At 67.2% G+C, this 21,319-nt stretch carries 14 protein-coding genes and 1 pseudogene; 10 read left to right on the top strand and 5 right to left on the bottom strand.

Features of this window, described 5'->3' with window-relative positions; translation table 11 throughout:
• The first annotated feature begins 29 nt into the window (after positions 1 to 29).
• Both IP93_RS08615 and IP93_RS08610 read left to right on the top strand, forming a co-directional pair.
• Positions 30 to 656, top strand: coding sequence for a DUF47 domain-containing protein (locus IP93_RS08615; RefSeq protein WP_144814540.1), 627 nt, complete (start codon positions 30 to 32; stop codon positions 654 to 656).
• A 13-nt stretch (positions 657 to 669) separates the two neighbouring features.
• Positions 670 to 1,797, top strand: a complete 1,128-nt coding sequence (locus IP93_RS08610) for an inorganic phosphate transporter (RefSeq protein WP_144814537.1) — start codon at positions 670 to 672, stop codon at positions 1,795 to 1,797.
• Positions 1,798 to 1,970: 173 nt separating this feature from the next.
• On the opposite strand, the gene IP93_RS08605 is transcribed toward IP93_RS08610, so the two are convergent.
• Positions 1,971 to 2,381, bottom strand: a complete 411-nt coding sequence (locus IP93_RS08605; RefSeq protein ID WP_144814534.1) for a hypothetical protein — start codon at positions 2,379 to 2,381, stop codon at positions 1,971 to 1,973.
• Between the two features lie 43 nt (positions 2,382 to 2,424).
• On the opposite strand from IP93_RS08605, the gene IP93_RS08600 reads away from it, so the two are divergent.
• Positions 2,425 to 2,784: an MGMT family protein gene (locus tag IP93_RS08600; RefSeq protein WP_144814532.1), complete on the top strand. Its 360-nt coding sequence runs from the start codon at positions 2,425 to 2,427 to the stop codon at positions 2,782 to 2,784.
• A 90-nt stretch (positions 2,785 to 2,874) separates the two neighbouring features.
• Complete coding sequence (locus IP93_RS08595) at positions 2,875 to 3,531, top strand: rhomboid family intramembrane serine protease (protein ID WP_144814529.1); 657 nt, start codon at positions 2,875 to 2,877, stop codon at positions 3,529 to 3,531.
• Between the two features lie 46 nt (positions 3,532 to 3,577).
• Here IP93_RS08595 and IP93_RS08590 read toward each other — a convergent pair whose 3' ends face one another.
• Both IP93_RS08590 and IP93_RS08585 read right to left on the bottom strand, forming a co-directional pair.
• Positions 3,578 to 5,587, bottom strand: a complete 2,010-nt coding sequence (locus tag IP93_RS08590) for a M13-type metalloendopeptidase (protein ID WP_144814526.1) — start codon at positions 5,585 to 5,587, stop codon at positions 3,578 to 3,580.
• A gap of 228 nt (positions 5,588 to 5,815) precedes the next feature.
• On the bottom strand, positions 5,816 to 7,894 hold the full coding sequence (locus tag IP93_RS08585) for a M13 family metallopeptidase (protein WP_199747167.1): 2,079 nt from the start codon (positions 7,892 to 7,894) through the stop codon (positions 5,816 to 5,818).
• 158 nt (positions 7,895 to 8,052) lie between these two features.
• Between IP93_RS08585 and IP93_RS08580 the strand changes: the two genes are divergently transcribed.
• From IP93_RS08580 to IP93_RS08570, 3 genes are all read left to right on the top strand, one after another.
• On the top strand, positions 8,053 to 9,426 hold the full coding sequence (locus tag IP93_RS08580; RefSeq protein ID WP_144814521.1) for an MBL fold metallo-hydrolase RNA specificity domain-containing protein: 1,374 nt from the start codon (positions 8,053 to 8,055) through the stop codon (positions 9,424 to 9,426).
• A gap of 384 nt (positions 9,427 to 9,810) precedes the next feature.
• A complete protein-coding gene (locus IP93_RS08575) occupies positions 9,811 to 11,142 on the top strand; it encodes a DEAD/DEAH box helicase (RefSeq protein WP_144814518.1) in 1,332 nt (443 codons plus the stop codon).
• 351 nt (positions 11,143 to 11,493) lie between these two features.
• On the top strand, positions 11,494 to 13,056 hold the full coding sequence (locus IP93_RS08570; protein WP_144814515.1) for a sodium/sugar symporter: 1,563 nt from the start codon (positions 11,494 to 11,496) through the stop codon (positions 13,054 to 13,056).
• A 4-nt stretch (positions 13,057 to 13,060) separates the two neighbouring features.
• Here the strand turns inward: IP93_RS08570 and IP93_RS08565 are convergent, their stop codons facing one another.
• Complete coding sequence (locus IP93_RS08565; RefSeq protein ID WP_144814512.1) at positions 13,061 to 14,104, bottom strand: LacI family DNA-binding transcriptional regulator; 1,044 nt, start codon at positions 14,102 to 14,104, stop codon at positions 13,061 to 13,063.
• A gap of 74 nt (positions 14,105 to 14,178) precedes the next feature.
• Positions 14,179 to 15,648 carry a glycoside hydrolase family 30 protein gene (locus IP93_RS08560; protein WP_144814510.1) on the bottom strand — a complete coding sequence of 490 codons (1,470 nt, stop codon included), beginning with the start codon at positions 15,646 to 15,648 and terminating at the stop codon, positions 14,179 to 14,181.
• Between the two features lie 184 nt (positions 15,649 to 15,832).
• On the opposite strand from IP93_RS08560, the pseudogene IP93_RS15910 reads away from it, so the two are divergent.
• The 3 genes and pseudogenes from IP93_RS15910 to IP93_RS08545 all read left to right on the top strand — a co-directional run.
• Positions 15,833 to 16,369: pseudogene (locus IP93_RS15910) on the top strand (TonB-dependent receptor plug domain-containing protein); the annotation flags it as partial.
• 664 nt (positions 16,370 to 17,033) lie between these two features.
• Positions 17,034 to 18,620 (top strand): TonB-dependent receptor, encoded by a 1,587-nt coding sequence (locus IP93_RS15905; protein WP_144814504.1) that lies wholly within the window; start codon positions 17,034 to 17,036, stop codon positions 18,618 to 18,620.
• Between the two features lie 117 nt (positions 18,621 to 18,737).
• On the top strand, positions 18,738 to 21,296 hold the full coding sequence (locus IP93_RS08545) for a glycoside hydrolase family 3 protein (RefSeq protein ID WP_144814501.1): 2,559 nt from the start codon (positions 18,738 to 18,740) through the stop codon (positions 21,294 to 21,296).
• The last annotated feature ends 23 nt before the right edge of the window (positions 21,297 to 21,319 follow it).

Below are 21,319 nucleotides of genomic sequence, written 5' to 3'. Positions count from 1 at the left end.
TCACGAGCCCCGGCACCCAGAGGCCCCGCATGTTCTCCCTGCAAACCATTTTTGGCCAAGGCAACCAGTTCTACACGCTGCTCGAGGAAGCGGCGGCCGCGGGGCACGAGAGCGCCAAGGCGCTGCACGCCATGCTCAAGGCGGCAGACCGGGAACCGGCACTGAGCGCCTTCAAGCTGGCCCGCCAGCGCGAGCGTACCGCGTCGGAGAAGATCAGCCAGGCGCTGGTCAACAGCTTCATCACCCCGATCGAGCGCGAGGACATCGAGGCGCTGGGCTCGGCGTTGTACAAGATCCCCAAGCAGATCGAGAAGTTCGCCGACCGCTACTCGCTGGCCACCCAGCACCTGGGCCACATCGACTTCGCGCCGCGCGCGGCGATGCTGGAGCAGGCCTCCGGCGTGGTGGTGGAGATGGTCAAGACCCTGCGCAGCATGAAGCTGGAGCCGATGAAGGAGCTCAACGACAAGCTCCGCGCCATCGAGAACGAGGCCGACCGCCTGATGCTGGAGCTGTACCGCGACATCTACTCCGGCAAGCTCGATCACCTGCAGATGTTCCTGCTCAAGGAGTTCTTCGAGATCCTGGAGAAGGCCATCGACCGCTGCCGCGAGGCCGGCGTGGTGGCCTACGAGATCGTGCTGAAGAATTCCTGACGGGAGCGGGACCATGTTGACCCTCGTTCTCGTCGTCGTCGCGACGGCGCTGATCTTCGAGTACATCAACGGTTTCCACGACACCGCGAACTCCATCGCGACGGTCGTGGCAACCAAGGTGCTCTCGCCCATGCAGGCGGTCATGCTGGCCGCCAGTACCAACCTCGTCGGCGCGCTGTGGGGCACCGCGGTGGCCAAGACGGTGGCCTCGGGCATCATCGATGCCGGCGTGGTGGACGTCACCTCGCAGCTGATCCTGTGCGCGCTGCTCGGTGCCATCGTCTGGAACCTGATCACCTGGTGGCTGGGCCTGCCGTCGTCGTCCTCGCATGCGCTGATCGGCGGCCTGTGCGGCGCGGCGTTCGCCGCGGCCATGAACAACTTCGACGCCATCATCTGGTCCGAACCCAAGGAACCGGTCTGGAAGAGCGCGGGCGTGCTGTGGAAGGTGATCGTGCCGATGTTCACATCACCCTTGCTGGGCTTCATGGCCGGCTTCATGGTGATGGGGATATTGTTCGCGATCATCTCCGGCATGGCGGCCAGCGGCGGCGTGCTGGCGCGGCTGGCGCGCCCGCGCTGGGTCAACAGCCTGTTCGGCAAGCTGCAGTTGGCCAGTGCGGCCACCATGGGCTTCGCCCACGGCTCCAACGACGCGCAGAAGACCATGGGCATCATCGCGCTGACCCTGGTGGCGGCGCAGGCCGATGGCACGCTCAACAACCTGCCGTCGTGGCTGGCGTTCCTGCACCCGTCCGAGGGTGCGATCAATGACAACGACATCGACACCTGGATCAAGGTCACCTGCGCGCTGGTGATGGCGGCCGGCACCGCCGCCGGTGGCTGGCGCATCATCAAGACGCTGGGCCACAAGCTGGTGAAGCTGCACCCGATCCACGGCTTCGCGGCCGAGACCAGCGCCGCCTCGGTGATCCTGCTGGCGTCGTCGCTGGGCATCCCGGTGTCGACCACGCACAACATTTCCTCGGCCATCATGGGCGTGGGCGTGGCCAAGCGCTTCAACTCGATCAAGTGGACCGTGGTCGAGAAGATGATCTGGGCGTGGATCCTCACGATCCCCGCAGCCGGCTTCATGGCCTGGCTATCCTACGAGGTGTTCGTGCTGATGGGCTGGGTGTAAACGCCCTCTGCACCGGACAGGAAAAGGCCCGCGCGAGCGGGCCTTTTTCGTTGCGATGGCGGCAGCAGGGGCGGCGACGTGGGCAAACCGCGATCGCCTTCAACGCAGGCGACGGCGACGCCTCAATCGGCTGCCCGCGGTGGCATCGGTGCGAGATGCGCCGACGCAGCCTCTCAGAGCAGGTCACCACCCGCGGAAAGCATCCGCTCCATGCGATCACCCAGTCCGCCGATCTCCAGGATCAGGCGATCAACTTCGGCCGGCTCCAGCCCGTCGTAGGGGCGGTTCTCGCACAACTGCAGGTACGGCACGCCGTCCAGGTCGCCAATGCCGAGGTAGCCGACCCGGCTTTGCCAGTTGAACACCAGCGCCCGCCGCGCATCCAGCCCGGTGGTCGGCGCCACCGCGGTGCTCACGCGCAGGTAGGGGCGGCCGTCATCGTCGTCCAGTTCGGACAGGAAGATGGCCTGGTGGCGCGTGCCCTGTTCCAGCGACAGCTCGATGCAGATGACGTCCTCGTCCTCCATCCGGATGTGGAAACCGGATGCCTTGACGTGGCGGCGGATCGTTTCGAAGTTGCGCACGGGCGGCTCCTTTCGCGGGCGGGCTTGGGGCTATGCTACCGCGATGCGCGCGAAGACCAAGGCCATTCCTGCCGAAGACGCGGCCTGCCGGATCCTGGCAGCAGTCCGGGCCATCCCCAAGGGGCAGGTGGCGGGCTATGGCGAAGTCGCCCGTCGTGCCGGGTTGCCGGGGCGGGCACGTCTGGTGGCCAGGCTGCTTGGCAGCAACGACGACGTCCGCCTGCCTTGGCACCGAGTGTTGCGCTCGGATGGCCGTATCGCGTTCCCGGAAGGCTCGGAAGGTTACCGGGAGCAGAGCGCGCGCCTGCGCGAAGAGGGCGTGGTGGTGGAGCGTGGCCGGGTGCGCGGGCTGCGTGCCACGGCGTCACTCGATGATCAGCTCTGGGGCCCGATGGCTGGCTGAACAGGTGCTGGCGGGTGGGACCACGTAGACTTTTTGACGGCGTATCCCGCGCAGCCAGCGGCTACCATGTCCGGACACGAAGGAGCCTCGATGTTCGCCAACCTGCCGTCCGTCACCCGGGTCCTGCTGATCGCCAATGGACTGGTCTTCCTGCTGCAGATGGTGGTGGGCGATGTGTCATTGGCGCCGTTCATGCTCTGGCCGCTGGACAGCGGCAGCGACCCCTATGCCCAAGGGGGCTTCCTGCCGTGGCAGGTGCTGACCTACGGTTTCATGCATGGCAGCTTCATGCACCTGGCGTTCAACATGCTGGCGCTGGTGATGTTCGGTGCGCCGCTGGAGCACACCTGGGGCGAGAAGCGCTTCCTCACCTACTACCTCACCTGCATCGTGGGCGCGGCGGCATTCCAGCTGGCGGTGGGCTGGTGGACGATGGCGCAGGGCGGCGAGGCGTACCCCACCGTCGGTGCATCGGGCGGCATCTTCGGCCTGCTGCTGGCCTACGGCCTGCTGTTCCCCAACCAGCGGGTGATGCTGCTCATTCCGCCGATCCCGATGAAGGCGCGCACGCTGGTGATCGTCTACGGTGTGATCGAGTTGTTCATGGGCGTCACCAACACGATGCCCGGCGTTGCCCATTTCGCGCATTTGGGCGGCATGGTGTTTGGCTGGTTGCTGATCCGCTACTGGCGCGGCCAGCCGCCGTTTGGGCGCAAGGGGCCGCCGCGGATGCGCATCGTGCGCTGAAGGCCATTGCGGGCCGTCCAGTGTGCCGCCGTGCTGGACCGACCGCTTATTTCCAGAGGATGAGCCGCTCCGCCGGCACCGCCTGCATCGGGGTTCCGGCCTTGCAGGCATACACAGCGCCGAAGGCCGGCAGGTTGGCCAGGGGGGTATTGGTCCGTACCGGGCCAGGCGGATACGCGCTGTTCTGCGCGCGCTCGACCGCCACTTCGGGCCCCACCTGCTCCGCCCAAAGGCCGGCCCAGCCATTGAAGAAGCCCTGCTGGGCTTCACGGCTGGCGTTTGGCTGGGCGCTACGGTAAGCCGCCCACGCCAGCTCCACGCCGGACTGGTCGGCCAGGGCGATGTCACGCACCCTCGGCCCATTGACCAGCGTGCCGCTGGCGCCCGGATAGGGGTGGCGGCCCAGTCGCGATGCAATGCGGTTGCCAACGTCGGACCATGCGCCGGCTTCGGTCGCCGTCCACCAGTCGCGCACGTCGCCCCTGGCGTCGACCATCCGCCCACGGGGACCGATGGCGTGGCTGATCTCGTGCCCCACCAGTGCGCCCAGGGCGCCGTACTGCACACCGATCTCCGCGTGGGGGTCGAGCACCGGTGGCTGCAGCATGGCCGCGGTGATGATGAGCCGGTTCTGGGCCCCGTCGTAGGTCAGCGCTGGCTGCTGCGGCAATACGTTCCAGCGGCGATCGGCGTTGCCCCGGCCGATGCGTTTCATCTCCTCGCGGTGGTGCCAGGTCGACGCAATCAGCATGTTGGCGCCGAAGCTGCCACGGCCCATTGGCTGCACCGTGTAGTCCAGGTCACGGCGTGGCGCGCCGACCTCGATCTTCAATGCCGCCAGCTTGGCCGTCGCTTCGGCCTTGGCCGCCGGGCCGAAGCGCGTGTCGCGTTCGACCGCCGCCACCAGCGCGGCGCGTACCTGCGTGGCGATCTCGATGGCGCGCTCGCGCGTGGCCGGGGGAAGGTAGGTGGTGACGTACTGCCGGCCGAGCATCGGGCCGGCGGCGAGGTTGATCGCTTCCCGCACACGCTGCGCGCGCGGTGCCGGGGCGTCCTGCCCGGCGAGCAGGCGGCCGCGGAAATCGAAGCTGGCCTGCTGGAATGGCTTCGACAGGTACGGGGCCATGGTGTCCGCCACGCGCCAGCGCAGGTAGGTCTTCCACTGGTCGGGTTTGAGGTTGCCCACCAGGCCATCCAGTTGCGCGAACAGTTCCGGGTTTGCCAGTGACACGCTGTCGTCGTTCACGCCCTGCGCCTTGAGGAACGCATCCAGCTGCAGGCGCGGGTACTGGCCGCCCAGCGTGGCCGTGGCGATGCGTGCGTACTGGCTGCGAGGATCGGCCAGCGAGGCGACGGGCCGGTGCAGGCGGGCGATGCGTGTTTCCAGGTCGATGACCTGCCGGGCTTCCTCGGCCACGCGCTTGGCCGGCGTGCCGGTGAGGGCGAGCAGCGTCTGCACGTACTCGCGATAGCGGGCCATCATCTTTACGGTGCCGGCATCGGTGCGGGTGTAGAAGGCCGGGTCCACCAAGGCGAGGCCCCCCTGGCTGAAATAGCCGATGTGGCGCCCCAGGTCGGCCAGGTCGATGTCGGCCCCGAAGTCGAAGGCGACGGGAATGCCGACCTGGTGCAGGGCCGCGATCGAGGGTGCGATGTCCCGGGTCTTGCGGATCGCGTTGATGCGCGCAAGCAGTGGCTGGATCGGTTTGGCGCCGTCGCGTTCGACCGCGGCCTCGTCCAGTCCGCTGGCCCAGAAGTCACCCAGCAATTTCTGCACGTGGTCCTGCGGCTGGCGCATCGCGGTGTCGAGCAGGTCGATCTGTTGCTGCGTGGCGCGCGCATCGAGTTCACCCAGTGCAGTGATCGCGCCGGCACCGGCGGGCAGCGGATGCGTGGCCAGCCAGCCGGCGTTGGCGTGGGCGTGGAAGTCAGTGCAGGCGGCACTGGTGGCTGCCGTCCTGGGCTTGCTGGTGCGCTTCTTCGCAGCGTCGGCGGGAAGGGCGACGGTGGCGGCCAGGCCGATGGCCAGGGCGCAGGCAAGCGGGCGCAGGGTCATTCGCGGGTCCTTGCAACGGAATGCGCGGAGTCTATCAACGGCGCTTGGCACCACGCTGAACGCCTTCGTCACGGCAGGCGGAGAGGCGCAGCCCTGGCCGCACCACACCCCGGCCGAAGTGCCGGGCTGTGGTGCGCGCACAAAGAAAGAGGCCCGGGTCACCCCGGGCCTCCGCTGTTGGCCGACGAGAAAAGGCCAGACACTTGCGGGCCGGTGACCCGCGTCAGGTCACCAGATCACGACCTGCTTGTCGCCCTCGCGGACCATCGGCTGGCCCGGCTTGCACGAGAACGCGGCCGCGAACGTGGGCAGGTTGGACGGCGCGCCGATGGCGCGGAAGTTCGCGGGCGCATGCGGGTCGGTGGTCAGGCGCACGTTGAGCTCTTCCGGGGTGAAGTTGCGGCGCCACACCGTGGCCCAGTTGGCGAAGAAGCGCTGGTCACGGGTCAGGCCGTCGAGCTTCGGATCAGGCTGGCCGGCGGTGGCGCGCTGCAGGGCATCGTACGCGGTGGCCAGGCCGCCCAGGTCGGCGATGTTCTCGCCCAGGGTCAGCTTGCCGTTGACGAACTTGCCCGGAACGGCCTCGTAACCGTTGAACTGCGCGACCAGCTTGTCGGTACGGCCGCTGAAGCCCTTGGCATCGTCCGGCGTCCACCAGTTCTCGAACTTGCCGGTGGCGTCGAAGCGGCTGCCCTGGTCGTCGTAGCCGTGGATCATTTCGTGGCCGATCACCGCGCCGATGCCGCCGTAGTTGAGCGCGTCGTCGGCGTTGGCGTCGAAGAACGGCGGCTGCAGGATCGCCGCCGGGAACACGATCTCGTTCTGCAGCGGGTTGTAGTAGGCGTTGACCATCTGCGGCGGCATGCCCCACTCGGTCCTGTCGACCGGCTTGCCGATCTTGCCCATCATCCACTTGTAGTTGAACTCGTTGGCGGCCAGCACGTTGCCGATGTAGCTGTCGCGGCCGGTGACCAGGCCTTCCCACGAGCGCCACTTGTCGGGATAGCCGATCTTCGGGGTGAAGCTGGCCCACTTCTCCATGGCCTTCTTCTTGGTCTCGTCGCCCATCCAGGCCAGGTTCTCGATGCGGGTCTTGAGCGCCTCGGACAGGTTCTTGACCAGGGTCTCCATGCGCGCCTTGGACTCCGGCGAGAATGCGACCTTGACGTACATCTGGCCCAGCGCTTCGCCGGTCTCGCTCTCGATGGTGTCGAGCACGCGCTTGCCGCGCTCCTTCATCTCCTTCTGGCCGCGCAGCGCCTTGTTGTAGAAGTTGAAGTGCTCTTCGGCGAAGGCGTCGGCGAGGTACGGCGAGGCGCCGTCGACCGTGTGGAAGCGCAGGTAGCTCTGCCACTGCGCGGCCGGCACGTCGGCCAGCATCCTGCTGACTTCCTGGTGGAAGGCGGGGATGGCCAGCGAGAACATCTTCGGCACCGCCACACCCTGCGACTCGAAGAACTTCGACCATGCGAAGTTCGGGGTCAGCTTGTCGGCATCGGCCGGCGACACCGGGTTGTAGTACAGCCCGACGTCGCGCGACATTTCCTCGCTGGACTTGGACACCTTGGCCAGGCGCGTCTCGAACGCGATGACGTCCTTCGCCTGCGTGCCGGCATCGGCCGCTGGCACGCCGCTCAGTTCCAGTACCTTGGCGATGTGGGCTTCGTACGCGGCCAGTTTGTCCTTCTTGTCGGCGTCGAAGTAGTAGCCCTTGTCCGGCAGGCCCAGGCCGCCCTGCATGGCGTAGGCGATGTTCATCTTCGAGTCCTTGAAATCCGCTTCCGGACCGAAGCCGAACAGGAAATTCTCGCCCTTGGCCGCGCTGCTGCGCACGTAATCGGCGATCTTGTCCTGGCTGTCGAGCGCGGCGATCGCGTCCAGATGGCCCTTAAGCGGTTCCAGGCCCTGCGCGTTGACCTTCGCCGCGTCCATGCCGGTGGACCAGAAGTCACCGACGATCTTCTCGACGCCCTTGGCGTCCTTCATGGCCGCGGCCTGCTCGGCCAGCTGGCGCTGGATGGCCTGCGAACGCTCATCGAGCATCTCGAACGCGCCCCACGAGGTGCGGTCGCCCGGGATGGCGTTGGCGGCCAGCCACTTGCCGTTGACGTAGCCGCCGAAGTCGGTGCACGCGTCCTTGCTGGTATCCAGGTCGGCGAGCTGGAAGCGGTTCACGCCCGGCAGCTTGCTCTCGTCGAGGGTCAGGGTTGCGGCGTCCGCCGGCTTGGCGGCATCAGCGGTGGCAGTGGCCTCTTCCTTCTTCGAACACGCGGCCAGGCCGGTGGCGATGGCGAGGGACAACAGCAGGATTCTGGGTTGGTTCACGGGCGGCTCCGACCGGGCGGCGAATGGAATGTGGCCCCACGGGGCCACCGGAAACACTAGCCGAGATTGCGTGTGTGCACGGGTGTCATTGGTCACGGGGGGGTGTGCTAGCGTGACACGAGGCCATCCAGGAGCAGGGCATGCGGGTACTTTTCCACGGCGCCGCGGGCGAGGTGACGGGTTCGCTGCACGAAGTCGAGGTCGCAGGGCAGCGGGTGCTGCTGGACTGCGGAATGATCCAGGGCAGCTTTGAAGCCGAGCGGCGCAACAGTGAAGCGTTCCCGTTCGAGCCGGTGGGGATGGACGCGCTGGTGCTCAGCCACGCCCACATCGACCACATCGGCCGGGTGCCGTTGCTGGTGCACCGCGGGTTCCGTGGCCCCATTTATGCGCAGGAGGCCACCGCCGACCTGATGCCGGTGATGCTGCTGGATGCGGCCTCGCTGGCCGAGAGCGACGCCGAGCGCGCCAACCGCAACCGTCGCCACGGGGAGCCGAAGGCGGTGCCGCTGTACACCAAGCACGACGTGCACGCCGCGATGAAGCTGGTGCGGCCGCTGCCCTACGGCCGGCGCGAGCAGATCCTGCCGGGGGTGGAGATCTGCTTCCGCGAGGCCGGCCACATCCTCGGTTCGACCTGCGTGGAACTGTGGGGCGACGACCGCAAGCTGGTGTTCTCCGGCGACCTGGGCCCGAAGGGCTCGCCGATCCTGCGCGACCCGGCGGTGATCACCGAGGCCGACCTGGTGCTGATGGAGTCCACCTACGGCGACCGCAACCACCGCGAGCGACTGGCCACGGTCGAGGAGATCGGTGAGATCTTCGAGCGCGCATGGGATGACCGCGGCAACGTGCTGATCCCCGCCTTCGCGGTGGGACGCAGCCAGGAGCTGCTCTACTGGTTCGCAAAGTTCTGGGACCAGTGGGGCCTGTCGCGCTGGAAGATCTTCCTCGACAGCCCGATGGCGGCCAAGGTGGTGGAGGTGTATGGGCGGCACGAAGATCTGTTCGATGCCGAGGCGCAGAAGGTGTGGCGCTCCAAGCCCCATCCGTTCCGCATGCCCAACCTGCGCATCGTCGAATCGGCGGATGACTCGATGGCGATCAACCGGATGGATGGCGGTGCGATCATCATCGCCGGCAGTGGCATGGCCAATGGGGGACGCATCGTCCACCACCTGAAGCAGAACCTGGGAAAGCGCCAGGCGCACGTGCTGTTTGTCGGCTACCAGGCCGAGGGCACGCTGGGGCGAAGGCTGGTGGATGGTGCCAAGTGGGTACGTATCCACGGCAAGGATTACCGGGTGGGGGCGCAGGTGCACACGGTGGGCGGGTTGTCCGCGCACACCGACCAGAAGGGGCTACTGGGCTGGTACGGGCAATTCGCGGCCAAACCGCCGCTGGTGCTGGTGCACGGCGAGGACAGGGCGCGCGAGGCGCTCGCGGGCGAGGTCTGGGAGCGCTTTGGCGTGGACGTGACGCTGGCGCGGCCGGGGATGCACGCCGACGTCTGAGGGGCCACCGGCCCGCTGTACGCGGCCGCGGACCGGCCCATGCAGTGGGCCGCCTGAACGGATCGTGCGGCACCGCCTCGCCAAGCGGGCCCGGTTAGCGTACAGTTCCCCCTGTTCAGCGCACGGCTGCCTCCCCGCAAGGGTACGTTTCCCAGGTATGCCCGCCGCCCTCGCAGGCCTTGTGCCTCATGCGACCGCGGCTTTTATCCCGCACGTCTTTCGTAGCGCAGACACGGCCCGGAGCATCCGGTGCCGTCAAAATCCGATCACCCACGGCGCGGTTCAAGGGAACGCCGGGGTCATCACGCAACCGTTCCCCGGTCCGTTGCCGTGCGCGTGGCGCATGGCCGGTCCGCGCGCTTGCGGCGAAATGGAGTTGTACCGATGTCCTTCGAATCCCTGGGCCTTGCGCCTGCATTGCTGCGCGCGCTTGCCGAGCAGAACTACACCACCCCCACCCAGATCCAGTCCGAGGCGATCCCGCTGGCGCTGGCCGGCCACGACGTGCTGGGCGGCGCCCAGACCGGCACCGGCAAGACCGCCGCGTTCGGCCTGCCGCTGCTCAACCACCTGTCCAAGCAGACCCCGGTCAAGGGCTTCCGTCGCCCGCGCGCGCTGGTCCTGACCCCGACCCGCGAACTGGCGGTGCAGGTCAACGACAGCCTGCGTGGCTACGGCAAGCACCTGCGCATGAACACCATCGCCATCTTCGGCGGCGCCGGCATGGGCCCGCAGGTCGATGCGTTCCGCCGCGGCGTGGACGTGCTGGTGGCCACCCCGGGCCGCCTGATCGACCACCTGGAGCGCGGCAGCGTCAAGCTGGACGAGATCGAGATCCTGGTCATGGACGAAGCCGACCGCATGCTCGACATGGGCTTCCTGCCGGCGATCAAGCGCATCCTCGGCAAGCTGCCGAAGGACCGCCAGACCATGCTGTTCTCGGCGACCTTCGAGGCGCAGATCAAGCAGCTGGCGCTGGAGTTCATGCGCAACCCGCAGCAGGTGCAGGTGGCGGCGCAGAACACCATCGCCGAGACCATCGCGCACCGCGCGCACCCGGTGGACGGCGCCAACAAGCGCGACCTGCTGATCGAGATCCTGGCCAAGCGCCACGGCGAGCAGGCCATCGTGTTCGGCCGCACCAAGCACGGCTGCAACCGCCTGGCCGAGCAGCTGGAAGACGCGGGCCTCAAGGCGTCGGCGATCCACGGCAACAAGAGCCAGGCGCAGCGCCAGAAGGCATTGAACGACTTCAAGGCCAGCCGCGTGCGCATCCTGGTGGCCACCGACGTCGCCGCGCGCGGCCTGGACATCCCCAACCTGCCGCTGGTCATCAACTACGACCTGCCGATGGTGGCCGAGGACTACGTGCACCGCATCGGCCGCACCGGTCGCAACGGCAGCACGGGCGAGGCGCTGTCGCTGGTGTCGCATGACGAAGGCGGCCTGCTGCGGCAGATCCAGCGCCTGCTGAAGGCCGACATCGAACTGGTCGAAGTGGAAGGCTATGCGCCGAGCCGCCCGATCCGCCTCGACACCGCCATCCCCAACCCGCGCCGTGGCAACGGCGGCAACCAGCCGCCGCGCAAGCCGGGCAACCGCCCGCACGGCAAGCCTGCGGCGCGCCATGCGCATGCCGGGCCGAAGCAGCATCGCGGTGGGCAGGGTGGCCGCGGTACGGGCGGTGGCGGCCAGCGCCGCGACTCGCGCGCCTGATGGTGGGGTGGTAGAAGTCTGGAGGGGTCGGCATTGCCGGCCCCTTCTTCTTTGGGGGGGGGCGAAGCGCTTCGCCTGGTCGTTGCCCGCACGGCGCGTGATGTTGCACTGCGGCATGCAATGTCGACGCCCGGCAGTATGCTGACAGCGCTGTCATCCGCGAGTCCTGCGCCAGTCGTGCATGCTCCGGATGACGTGTTCGCTGCCAGCTGACAGCGGACCGGGGGTAGGGGGTCGCCAGTGCGCCCGTCGAGTGCCATCACGCCCGGTCGGGTGTCGGTGGCGCCGATGGAACGGGCACGCGGGGGCACGCGACATCCGGTTCCGCCACCCTCCAACCAGGAGCTCCACGTGGGACTTTCCGCTCTCGACACCACCATCGTGCTGGCCTACCTGGCCGGCATCTTCATCCTCGCGCAGTGGGTGTCGCGCGAGAAGGCCGGCCATCAGAAGTCCGCCAAGGACTACTTCCTCGCCAGCAAGGCATTGCCGTGGTGGGCGGTGGGCGCATCGTTGATCGCGGCCAACATCTCGGCCGAGCAGATCATCGGCATGTCCGGTTCCGGCTACGCCATCGGCCTGGCGATTGCCTCGTACGAGTGGATGGCGGCGCTGACGCTGTTGATCGTCGGCAAGTTCTTCCTGCCGGTGTTCCTGCGCAACGGCATCTACACCATGCCGCAGTTCCTGGAGGAGCGGTACGGCCACCGCATCCGCACGCTGATGGCGGTGTTCTGGCTGGGCCTGTACGTGTTCGTCAACCTGACCTCGATCCTGTGGCTGGGGTCGATCGCGGTGAACCAGGTGACGGGCATGGACCAGATGCTGGCGCTGGCGCTGCTGGGCGCGTTCGCGCTGGCCTACCAGTTGTACGGTGGATTGAAGGCGGTGGCGCTGACCGACATCGTGCAGGTGTCGCTGCTGGTGCTGGGCGGCCTGCTGGTGACGGGCCTGACGCTGTCCAAGATCGGCGATGGCGCAGGCATCGTGGCCGGCTTCCACAAGTTGTGGGAGGCCAACCCCGAGCACTTCCACATGATCCTGTCGAAGGACAACCCGTTCTACAAGGACCTGCCGGGCATCAGCGTGCTGATCGGCGGCATGTGGATCATGAATGTCAGCTACTGGGGCTTCAACCAGTACATCATCCAGCGCGCGCTGGCCGCCAAGGACATCCAGGAAGCGCAGAAGGGCGTGGTGTTCGCGGCGTTCCTCAAGCTGCTGATGCCGGTCATCGTGGTGTTGCCGGGCATTGCCGCGGTGATGCTGACACCGGATCTGGCGCGTCCGGACCAGGCCTATCCGACGATGATGGGGCTGTTGCCCAGTGGCGTGCTCGGCCTGGTGTTCGCGGCGCTGGTCGCGGCGATCGTGGCGTCGCTGGCCTCGAAGATCAATTCGGTCGCGACCATCTTCACCCTCGACTTCTACGCCAAGTGGCGCAAGGACACCGATGAAGTGGGCCTGGTGCGCATCGGTCGCATTGCCGCGGCGGTTGCCATCGTGCTGGCCATTGTCACTGCGCGCCCACTGATCGGCGGCTTCGACCAGGGCTTCCAGTACATCCAGGAATACACCGGCTTCTTCACCCCGGGTATCGTGGTGATCTTCATGCTGGGCCTGTTCTGGAAGCGCGCCAACGAGGCCGGTGCGCTGGCCGCGGCGATCGGTTCGTTCGTGCTGTCGGTCGTGCTCAAGCTGGCGTGGCCGTCGCTGCCGTTCATGGACCGCGTTGGCCTGGTGTTCCTGCTGGCGCTGGCGCTGGCGGTGGTGGTGTCGCTGGCGGGAAAGCCCAGCGGCGAAGGCAACCTCATCCGCGTGGACGACGTGAGCTATCGCACCGACGTGTCGTTCAACATCGCCAGCCTGGCGGTGGTGGCCATCCTGGTGGCGCTGTACGCCGTCTTCTGGTGACGGCCTAGCGGTGGCTGCGGCGAGGTCCGGTCGACTCCCGCAGCTGCAGCGCGTAGCCCATCTTCACCATGTCGCCGGCCTCCGGGTCACGGATGGCCTTGAGCAGCTCCTCGGTGGCAACGCGGCCCATGTCGTTGGTCGGTTGCCGCACGGTGGTGAGCGACGGGAAGATCTGCCGCGACAGCGGCGTGTCGTCGAAGCCGCAGACCGACAGGTCGCGCGGCACCGACAGGCCGCGCTCGCCGGCCACGCGCAACACGCCCGCCGCCATGTCGTCGTTGGCGGCGAAGATGGCCGTCGGCGGATCGGGCAGGTCGAGCAGCTGCCGCGCACCTGCCATGCCGGATTCGAACGTGAACTCGCCCTTGACCACCAGTGCCGGGTCGTAGGGGATATCGGCCTGCTTGAGCGCCTCGCGGTAACCGGAATGACGCCAGGTGCCCGCGCCGTGCTGCGGCGGGCCCTTGATGTGGCCGATGCGACGGTGGCCGAGCTGGATCAGATGCGCCATCAGCTCGCGCACCGCGGCGCGTTCGTCGAGGGTGACGCCGAAGCGCCCCTCCGGCACGCGCGGTGAAATGGACGCGAATGGCAGGCGGCGCTCATGCAGCGCGTCGAGCAGCTTGGCGTCGTCGGTCAGCGGCGGCACCAGCACCAGGCCATCGGCGCGCGAATGGTCGATCAGGTCGATGAGTTCCGGCAGGTAATCGCGATCGTCCGGATCGACCGGTGCCAATGCCAGGGCGAAATGCTGGGCGCGGCAGGCCTCCAGCACGCCGCCCTGGATCTCGGTCAGGTAGTTGCGTGACGGATTGTCGTACACCAGCACGATCACGTAGGCGCGCTGCCCCGCCAGGCTGCGTGCGGACAGGTTGGGCTTGTACTGCAGCCGGGCAACCGCTTCCTCCACGCGCAGGCGGGTTTCCTCGCGGACGTTGGGTTCGTGGTTGAGCACGCGCGACACGGTCTTGATCGACACGCCAGCCGCTTGGGCGACGTCCTCGATGCGTGCGCGCGTTCCGTTGGCTTCCTTGGTCCTGGCCGACATCGGTCCCCGGAGTGTCTGCGGTTGGATTCCCCAGCGCTATCGTACCGTGCCGCGCGGGCGGCAACCGGCCAGGGTCAGCGGCTGCCGACGGTCGCGGCCTCACTCCAGGTGAGGGTGACGAGGCTGCGGGGCGGGGCGGTGTAATGGAACACCTTGCCGCGATGGCCGACCGAGAAGCGCCGTGGTACGTGCGCTGAATTGGTCACGACCATCACCATCGAGTGGTCGTCGGCGTTCTCGAACACCACGTTGTCAATGCCGTCGCTCCCGGGGCTCGAGCCGACGCGCCACGCGCCCTGCCGGACGAAACGGCTGGCGTGCGCGAGCGCATAGTACTCGTCGTTGCGGGTGATGCTGCCATCGGCGGTGTTGATGGTGACCACGCCACGGCAGGTCTGGCAGCCGCCGGCATAGGGTCCCTTGCGTTCGTCCAGCGCGAGGTTCCAGAACAACGCGCCACGCGCCCAATGCCGCGTCGTGCGAATGATCTGTTCGCGGGCGAGGAAGGTCAGGCCACCGCTCTTCACCGGCTCCCAGTCGCCGCCGGAGCATTCGGTCAGGTACACGTCCTTGTCGGGGAACGCGTCGTGCACCCGGCTCTGCACGGCGACATCGCCACCGTAGCAATGCCACGCCACGGCGGACACGTAGCGTGCGGCCACCGGGTCGCGCAGGACTTCCAGCGGGTGTTCGGGTTTGTCCCAGTTGTGGTCCCAGTCGAAGATCTGCGTGCGCGAGCCGCGCGCCTCCAGCAGCGGCCCCAGGTGGCGGCCGATCAGCCGCGCGCGTTGCGCGGCGCCCAGGCGCATGCCGGGGTAATCGGCGGGCTCGTAGTCTGGCTCGTTCTGCACCGTCAGCGCGAATATCGGAATGCCTGCGTCGGCATAGGCCTCGGTGTATCGGACCAGATAGCGCGCGAAGGCCTCGAAATGCGCATCGTCCAGCGTGCCCTGGATGAGGCTGCCGGTGGTTTTCATCCAGCCAGGCGCGCTCCAGGGCGACGCCATCACCTTCAGTTGCGGGTTGATGGCCAGTGCGGCCCGCGCCACCGGGATGACGTCGCCACGGTTGGGCTGTATCGAGAAATGGCGGAGTTCGGGATCGGTCTGGCCGCGCGGTACGTCGTCCAGGCTGTAATGGCTGAGCGAAAAATCCGAAGCGCCGATGGTGAGCCGGGTGAAATCCAGCCCGATGCCCCCGTCGCGACCGAACAGTTCCTGCAGCAGCGCCTCGCGTTGCGTGGCGCTGAGCTTGTGCATCATCAACCAGGCGGACGAGTCGGTCAGGGACGCGCCAAAGCCGACCATGCGCTGGTGTCGGACGCCGTTGACTTCGATGTGGACGGGCAGTTGCGCCAATGCACCGAACGCAGGCGAGTCGCCGGGCGACAGGGTGCGCACATGGTCGTCCGAGGTGACCCAGGACGCCACCACCGGCTGCGACCCGGGGCCGCTGGCATGGGAACGGGGGGCCGCGCCGAGCGCGAGGAGCAGCCCGAGCGTGATGTGGGCCAGCAGGTCGATGCCCCGGCGGTGCGTGTTCATTGCGGCGTGTCCCCCTCGTTCGATTGTCCCGGCCCGGCGCGCAAACCCGATGCTGCACTGCCGCAATGGCGTCGGCGCATGCCTGCCCGGAACGCTATGGATCCGGGCCCGACCAAAAGTTCATTGACAGGCCTATGAGACCGCGGTATGACAGCGCTGTCAAATTTCCTTGGGAGGGGACCTGATGAACCGCAAAACCACTTCGCGCGGCCCATCCGCGCGCATGCAACACCACCGTCCGCAACGTCATGTGCTGGCCGCCGCGTGCTGCTTTGCCCTGATCGCCAGCGCGCAGCTGCACGCCCAGGAAGCGAAGGCGGCCGAGGAGAAGGCGGCAACCCAGGCCCAGCAGGCCGATACCACGGTCGAGACCGTCAAGGTCACGGGCATCCGTTCGGCCATCATCTCGGCCGTCGAGACCAAGGTCGAGTCGACTTCGATCGTCGAAGCAATCTCGGCCGAGGACCTGGGCAAGCTGCCCGACATCAGCATCGCCGACTCGATTTCGCGCCTGCCGGGCCTGACCATGCAGCGCAAGGAAGGACGTGGCGAGGTCATCCATATCCGCGGCATGTCCGAGCAGTTCGCGGGGACGCTGCTCAACGGGCGCGAACAGGCCAGCACCGGCGACAGCCGTGGCGTCGAGTTCGACCAGTACCCGGCGGAACTGATCAACGGCGTGACCGTGTACAAGACGCCTGATGCGTCGCTGGTGGGCCAGGGTCTGTCCGGCACGGTGAACATGCAGACGATCCGGCCGCTTGATTTTGGCGAGCAGCGCATCGTCTTCAGTGGCCAGGGCGAGTACAACTCGCTGGGCGACCTGACCGACGGCGGCAACGAAACGGGCTACCGCGCGTCCGCGTCGTACGTCGACCAGTTCGCCAACGACACCTTCGGCGTGGCGATCGGCGTTGCGCGACTCAACTCGCCGTTCCAGGAAAAGCACTACAAGTCCTGGTGGTGGGCCAATACCTCGCTGTGGGGCGCGCCGCAGGGCGCCAAGCCTGACGACGCGATCGCGCTGCAGGGTGCCGAGGGCTGGGTGAAGTCCCGCGATACCACGCGTGATGGCGTCATGGCGGTGCTGGAGTTCAAACCCAACGACACCTGGCACAGCGTGCTGGACCTGTACCACTCCAAGTTCGAGCAGGAGGAGTGGATGCGTGGCGCGATGTGGACCAACGATCCGTGGTGGAATGGTGGCCAGGTGACATACACCCAGGCCAACACCACGCTGCATGGCGGCGTTCCGGTGGTCACCAGCGGTACCTTGAGCGGCATCGAGCCGGTCATCCGCAACGACAACAACCTGCGCGATGACAAGCTCTCGGCATTTGGCTGGAACAACCAGTTCAAGTGGGACGTCTACACGCTGACCGCGGATGCCGCGTATTCGCGCGCCGAGCGCGAACAGTCCACGCTGGAAACCTACGCCGGAATGCTGGGGGGGGCTGGACGTGGATTTCACCGTGCCGCTGGACGCGCGCTACGCCCGCTACGGGCTTCCGGACCTGGCCGACCCCAACCAGGTCTACCTGCGCGATCCGCAGGGCTGGGGCCACGATGGCCGCATGGAGAACTCCAAGCAGGAGGACAAGATCAAGTCGTTCCGCCTGGACCTCAACCGCGTGGTCGAGTCCTCGGACTTCCTGCGCAGCTACGACGTGGGCTTCAACTACACCAAGCGCACCAAGGAAAAGAGCGCGCAGGTGTACTTCGCCGACCTGCCTGGCCGCGTCCCGACGCTGGTGGATCCCTCCCTGCTGCAGTCGCCCACCAGCCTGGGCTTCGCCGGCATGGGCAACGTGCTGACCTTCGACCCGCGGGAACTGCTGTCGCGTTACTACGATGTCTACCTGAGCGAAAGTAACGACGACTTGCAGAAGGACCAGGCGTTCGAGGAAGAGATCCGCACCTTCTACGCCAAGGCGAACCTCGACATCGACGTGACCGACAGCGTGCGCCTGCGCGGCAACGTCGGCGTGCAATACATCCACACCGACCAGCGTTCGGATGGCGTGGCCATCACGCCGGCAGGCCCGGCCGCAGTCCGCGGCATTGGTGCGTCGTATGGCGACATTCTGCCCAGCCTGAACCTGGTCGCTGATTTCGGCGATGGCTGGAACGTGCGCTTCGGTGCGGCCAAGGAGCTGATGCGTCCGCGCATCAACGAGATGGGTGCCTACGCCGGTGTGTGGGTGAACGTGACGAACGGTGCAGGTGAGTGGGCCGGCTCCGGTGGCAACCCGAAGCTGGAACCGTTCCGTGCCAATGCCATTGACCTGTCGGTCGAGAAGTACTTCGGCGAGGCCAGCTATGTTGCCCTGGCCGCGTTCTACAAGGACCTGGAGTCGTACGTCTACAACCAGACCATTCCCTGGAACTTCGCCGGATACGAGTTCGAGTCCGATACCCCGCCGGCGTCCGACTGGGGCACGTTCTCGGCGCCGGCCAACGGCAGCGGTGGCTACATGCGCGGCGTTGAGTTCAGCCTGGCGGTGGAGGGTGGCCTGCTCCACCCGGCACTGGATGGCTTTGGCACCCTGCTGAACGCGTCGTACACCGAGTCGTCCATCGATCCCGATGGCCCGGGTGGTTCCAGCACCGACACGTTCCCGGGGCTGTCGAAGATCGTGGGCAACGCCACGGTGTACTACGAGAAGCATGGCTTCTCCGCTCGCCTGAGCCAGCGCTTCCGCGACCCGTACCGCGGCGAGTACAGCTACATCTTCGGCCAGCGCAGCTATCGCTACACGCTCAACGAGCGGACCATCGACCTGCAGCTGGGTTACGAATTCCCCGAATCCAGCAGCCTGTCGGGCTTGTCGGTGCTGTTCCAGGTGAACAACCTGAACAATGAACCGTTCCGGACCGAGGTCAGCGACTCCAACGGGATGGGGTTGTTCTTCCCCGAGGAGTACACCGAGTACGGTCGCCAGTACATGCTGGGCTTCCGCTACAGCCTGTAATGCACTGATTGGCCTGGCAAGGCCGGGGAACGCGCGCCGCGTTCCCCGGCCATCCACGGGACATACAAACGACAGCGCCCCTGCGGGCGCCTGTGTCGCACTGCCTTGGAGTGATTGGTGAATCCGATTCGTGTATCGCTGTTGTGCGCCAGTTTGTTGGCATGTGTCGCGTGCGCCACCACGCAAGGGCAGGGCGCCGCCACCCCGACCGCAGCGGGCAGTCGCCCGACGGAACTGGCGGATTGGCCGGCACTGCGCAGCGGCATCGCCCGTGATCCTGCCATCGAGGCGCGCGTGGCCGAGATCCTGGCCAGCATGACGCTGGCGCAGAAGGTCGGCCAGATGACCCAGGCGGAGATCAAGTCGATCACGCCAGACGAGGTCCGCGAGTACTACATCGGTTCAGTACTCAATGGCGGCGGCTCGTGGCCAGACAAGAGCAAGCACACCTCGGTGGCCGACTGGCTGTCGCTGTCGGACCGCTATCACGATGCATCGATGGCCACCAACGCGAAGATTCCGGTCCCGGTCATCTGGGGCACCGACGCGATGCACGGGCACAGCAACATCTACGGTGCCACGCTGTTCCCGCATAACGTCGGCCTGGGCGCGGCGCATGACGTGGCCCTGATCGAGCAGATCGCCGCCGCGACGGCGCGCGGCGTGCGCGCCACCGGCATCCAGTGGGTGTTCGCGCCCGCCGTGGCCGTGGTCAAGGACACGCGATGGGGTCGCTCCTACGAGAGTTTCTCGTCCGACGCGGCGCTGGTGCGCGATTACAGCGTGGCGTACGTGCGCGGTGCGCAGGACCGTTTCCGCGAGGATGGCAACGTGGTGGCGACGGCCAAGCACTTCCTCGGCGATGGCGCCACCGAGAATGGCAAGGACCAGGGACTGGCCCGGATCACCCGCGCCGAGATGCTCAACGAGCACGCGCAGGGCTACTACGGCGCGATCGAGGCCGGCGTGCAGGTAGTGATGGCGTCGTACAACAGCTGGACCGACGCCGATACCGGCGAGGAACACGGCAAGATGCATGGCGCCCGCGATCTGCTGACCGGCGCGCTGAAGGACAAGATGGGCTTCGACGGTTTCGTCGTCGGCGACTGGAATGGCCACGGCCAGTTGCCTGGTTGCACCAATGCCAGCTGCGCACCGGCGATCAACGCCGGCGTGGACATGATCATGGTGCCCGATGACTGGAAGGCGTTCATCGCCAACACCATCCGCCAGGTCGAGGCCGGCGAGATTCCGCAGGCGCGCATCGACGATGCCGTCACCCGGATCCTGCGGGTCAAGCTGCGCTCGGGCCTGTTCGGCAGCAGGCCGTCGGCCAACCGCTTTGCCGGTGATGTCGAGGCGCTGCAGCACCGCGACCTGGCGCGGCGCGCGGTGCGCGAATCGCTGGTGCTGCTGAAGAACGAGGGGGGCGTGCTGCCGCTGCGCCGCGACCAGCGCGTGCTGGTGGTGGGCAAGGGCGCCGACAGCGTGCCGCTGCAGGCCGGCGGCTGGTCGCTGACCTGGCAAGGCACGGACACGACCAACGCGGACTTCCCTCATGCCGATACCATCCTGTCCGGCGTCCGTGAAGCCGTGGGTGAGGCCAACGTGGTGTTCAGCGCCGACGGCAGTGCCGCCGCGCAGGGCGGGTTCGACCTGGTGCTGGCCGTGGTGGGCGAGACGCCCTATGCCGAGTACAACGGCGACATCGCCGTGGCGGATACCGTCACCCACAGCCGCCAGTATCCCGAGGACCTTGCGGTGTTGCAGCGCGTGGCATCGGCGGGCAAGCCCGTGGTCACCGTGTTCCTGTCGGGCCGTCCGCGTTACACCAACGACCTGATGAACCTGTCCCAGGTATTCGTGGCCGCCTGGCTGCCGGGGTCGGAGGGCAAGGGCGTGGCCGACGTGCTGTTCGCCAAGCGCGGGAATGGCGTCGCCCACGAGTTCCGGGGTGCACTTGGTTTCCCCTGGCCGGCGGTTGCATGCCCCAACGCGCAGACGGCCCCCTTGTTCGCGGTGGGGCATGGGCTTCGCCATGGCAGCGACGCGCGGCTTGGCATCCTGCCGGTCGACACCACTGCGGCCTGTGCGGAAGCCAGCGTGTTGCCGGTGTTCAAGATGGCCGACATTCCTCCGTTCACGCTGCACGTGGCCGCAGGTGATGCGAGCCGGGCGGTAGGCGCTGATCTCAATCGCAGTTTTGAATTCCCGACGGCGAATCCGGCATTGCGCGTGCAGACCGTGCAGGTGAACACGCAGCAGGACGCCAAGCAGGTGACCTGGCTGGCACCGGGGCGGTTCTACGCGGCAAACCCCGCCCGCAACAACCTGATCGCGATGGCGCGTGCCGACGCCGCGGTGCAGTTCGACGTGGTGGTGCACCAACGGCCCAAGGCCCCGGTGCTGCTGTCGATGGGCTGCGGAACAGGCTGTGGTGCCGACGTTGACCTGGCCGGCACGCTGTCCGCTTATTCGGTGGGTAGCAAGCACACCGTCAAGGTGCCGCTGGCCTGCTTCGCCGATCGAGGGCTGAACCTCGGCGGCGTGGAGGTGCCATTCTCGATATCGGCCTCGGCGCCATTCTCGGCGGCATTCACCGACATCAAGGTAGTGGCCGGTGCGGCCAGGCACGCCGATGCGGTGGCTTGCCGGGCGGCACCCGCAACCCCTTGAAGGCTGCAAGCCAAGGTCCGTCG

This window comes from Aerolutibacter ruishenii (genome assembly GCF_007830115.1).
GTDB lineage: Bacteria > Pseudomonadota > Gammaproteobacteria > Xanthomonadales > Xanthomonadaceae > Aerolutibacter > Aerolutibacter ruishenii.
The sequence above is the reverse complement of the archived record's forward strand: the minus strand, read 5'-3'. Positions and strand labels throughout refer to the sequence as shown.

Bases quoted from the DNA above. Each gene is read 5' to 3' on its own strand.
- IP93_RS08615 (WP_144814540.1), top strand. From the start codon at position 30: ATGTTCTCCCTGCAAACCATTTTTGGCCAAGGCAACCAGTTCTACACG.
- IP93_RS08560 (WP_144814510.1), bottom strand. From the start codon at position 15,648: ATGAACACGCACCGCCGGGGCATCGACCTGCTGGCCCACATCACGCTC.
- IP93_RS08565 (WP_144814512.1), bottom strand. From the start codon at position 14,104: ATGTCGGCCAGGACCAAGGAAGCCAACGGAACGCGCGCACGCATCGAG.
- IP93_RS08600 (WP_144814532.1), top strand. From the start codon at position 2,425: ATGCGCGCGAAGACCAAGGCCATTCCTGCCGAAGACGCGGCCTGCCGG.
- IP93_RS08580 (WP_144814521.1), top strand. From the start codon at position 8,053: ATGCGGGTACTTTTCCACGGCGCCGCGGGCGAGGTGACGGGTTCGCTG.
- IP93_RS15905 (WP_144814504.1), top strand. From the start codon at position 17,034: ATGCCGCGTATTCGCGCGCCGAGCGCGAACAGTCCACGCTGGAAACCT.
- IP93_RS08575 (WP_144814518.1), top strand. From the start codon at position 9,811: ATGTCCTTCGAATCCCTGGGCCTTGCGCCTGCATTGCTGCGCGCGCTT.
- IP93_RS08595 (WP_144814529.1), top strand. From the start codon at position 2,875: ATGTTCGCCAACCTGCCGTCCGTCACCCGGGTCCTGCTGATCGCCAAT.
- IP93_RS08590 (WP_144814526.1), bottom strand. From the start codon at position 5,587: ATGACCCTGCGCCCGCTTGCCTGCGCCCTGGCCATCGGCCTGGCCGCC.
- IP93_RS08610 (WP_144814537.1), top strand. From the start codon at position 670: ATGTTGACCCTCGTTCTCGTCGTCGTCGCGACGGCGCTGATCTTCGAG.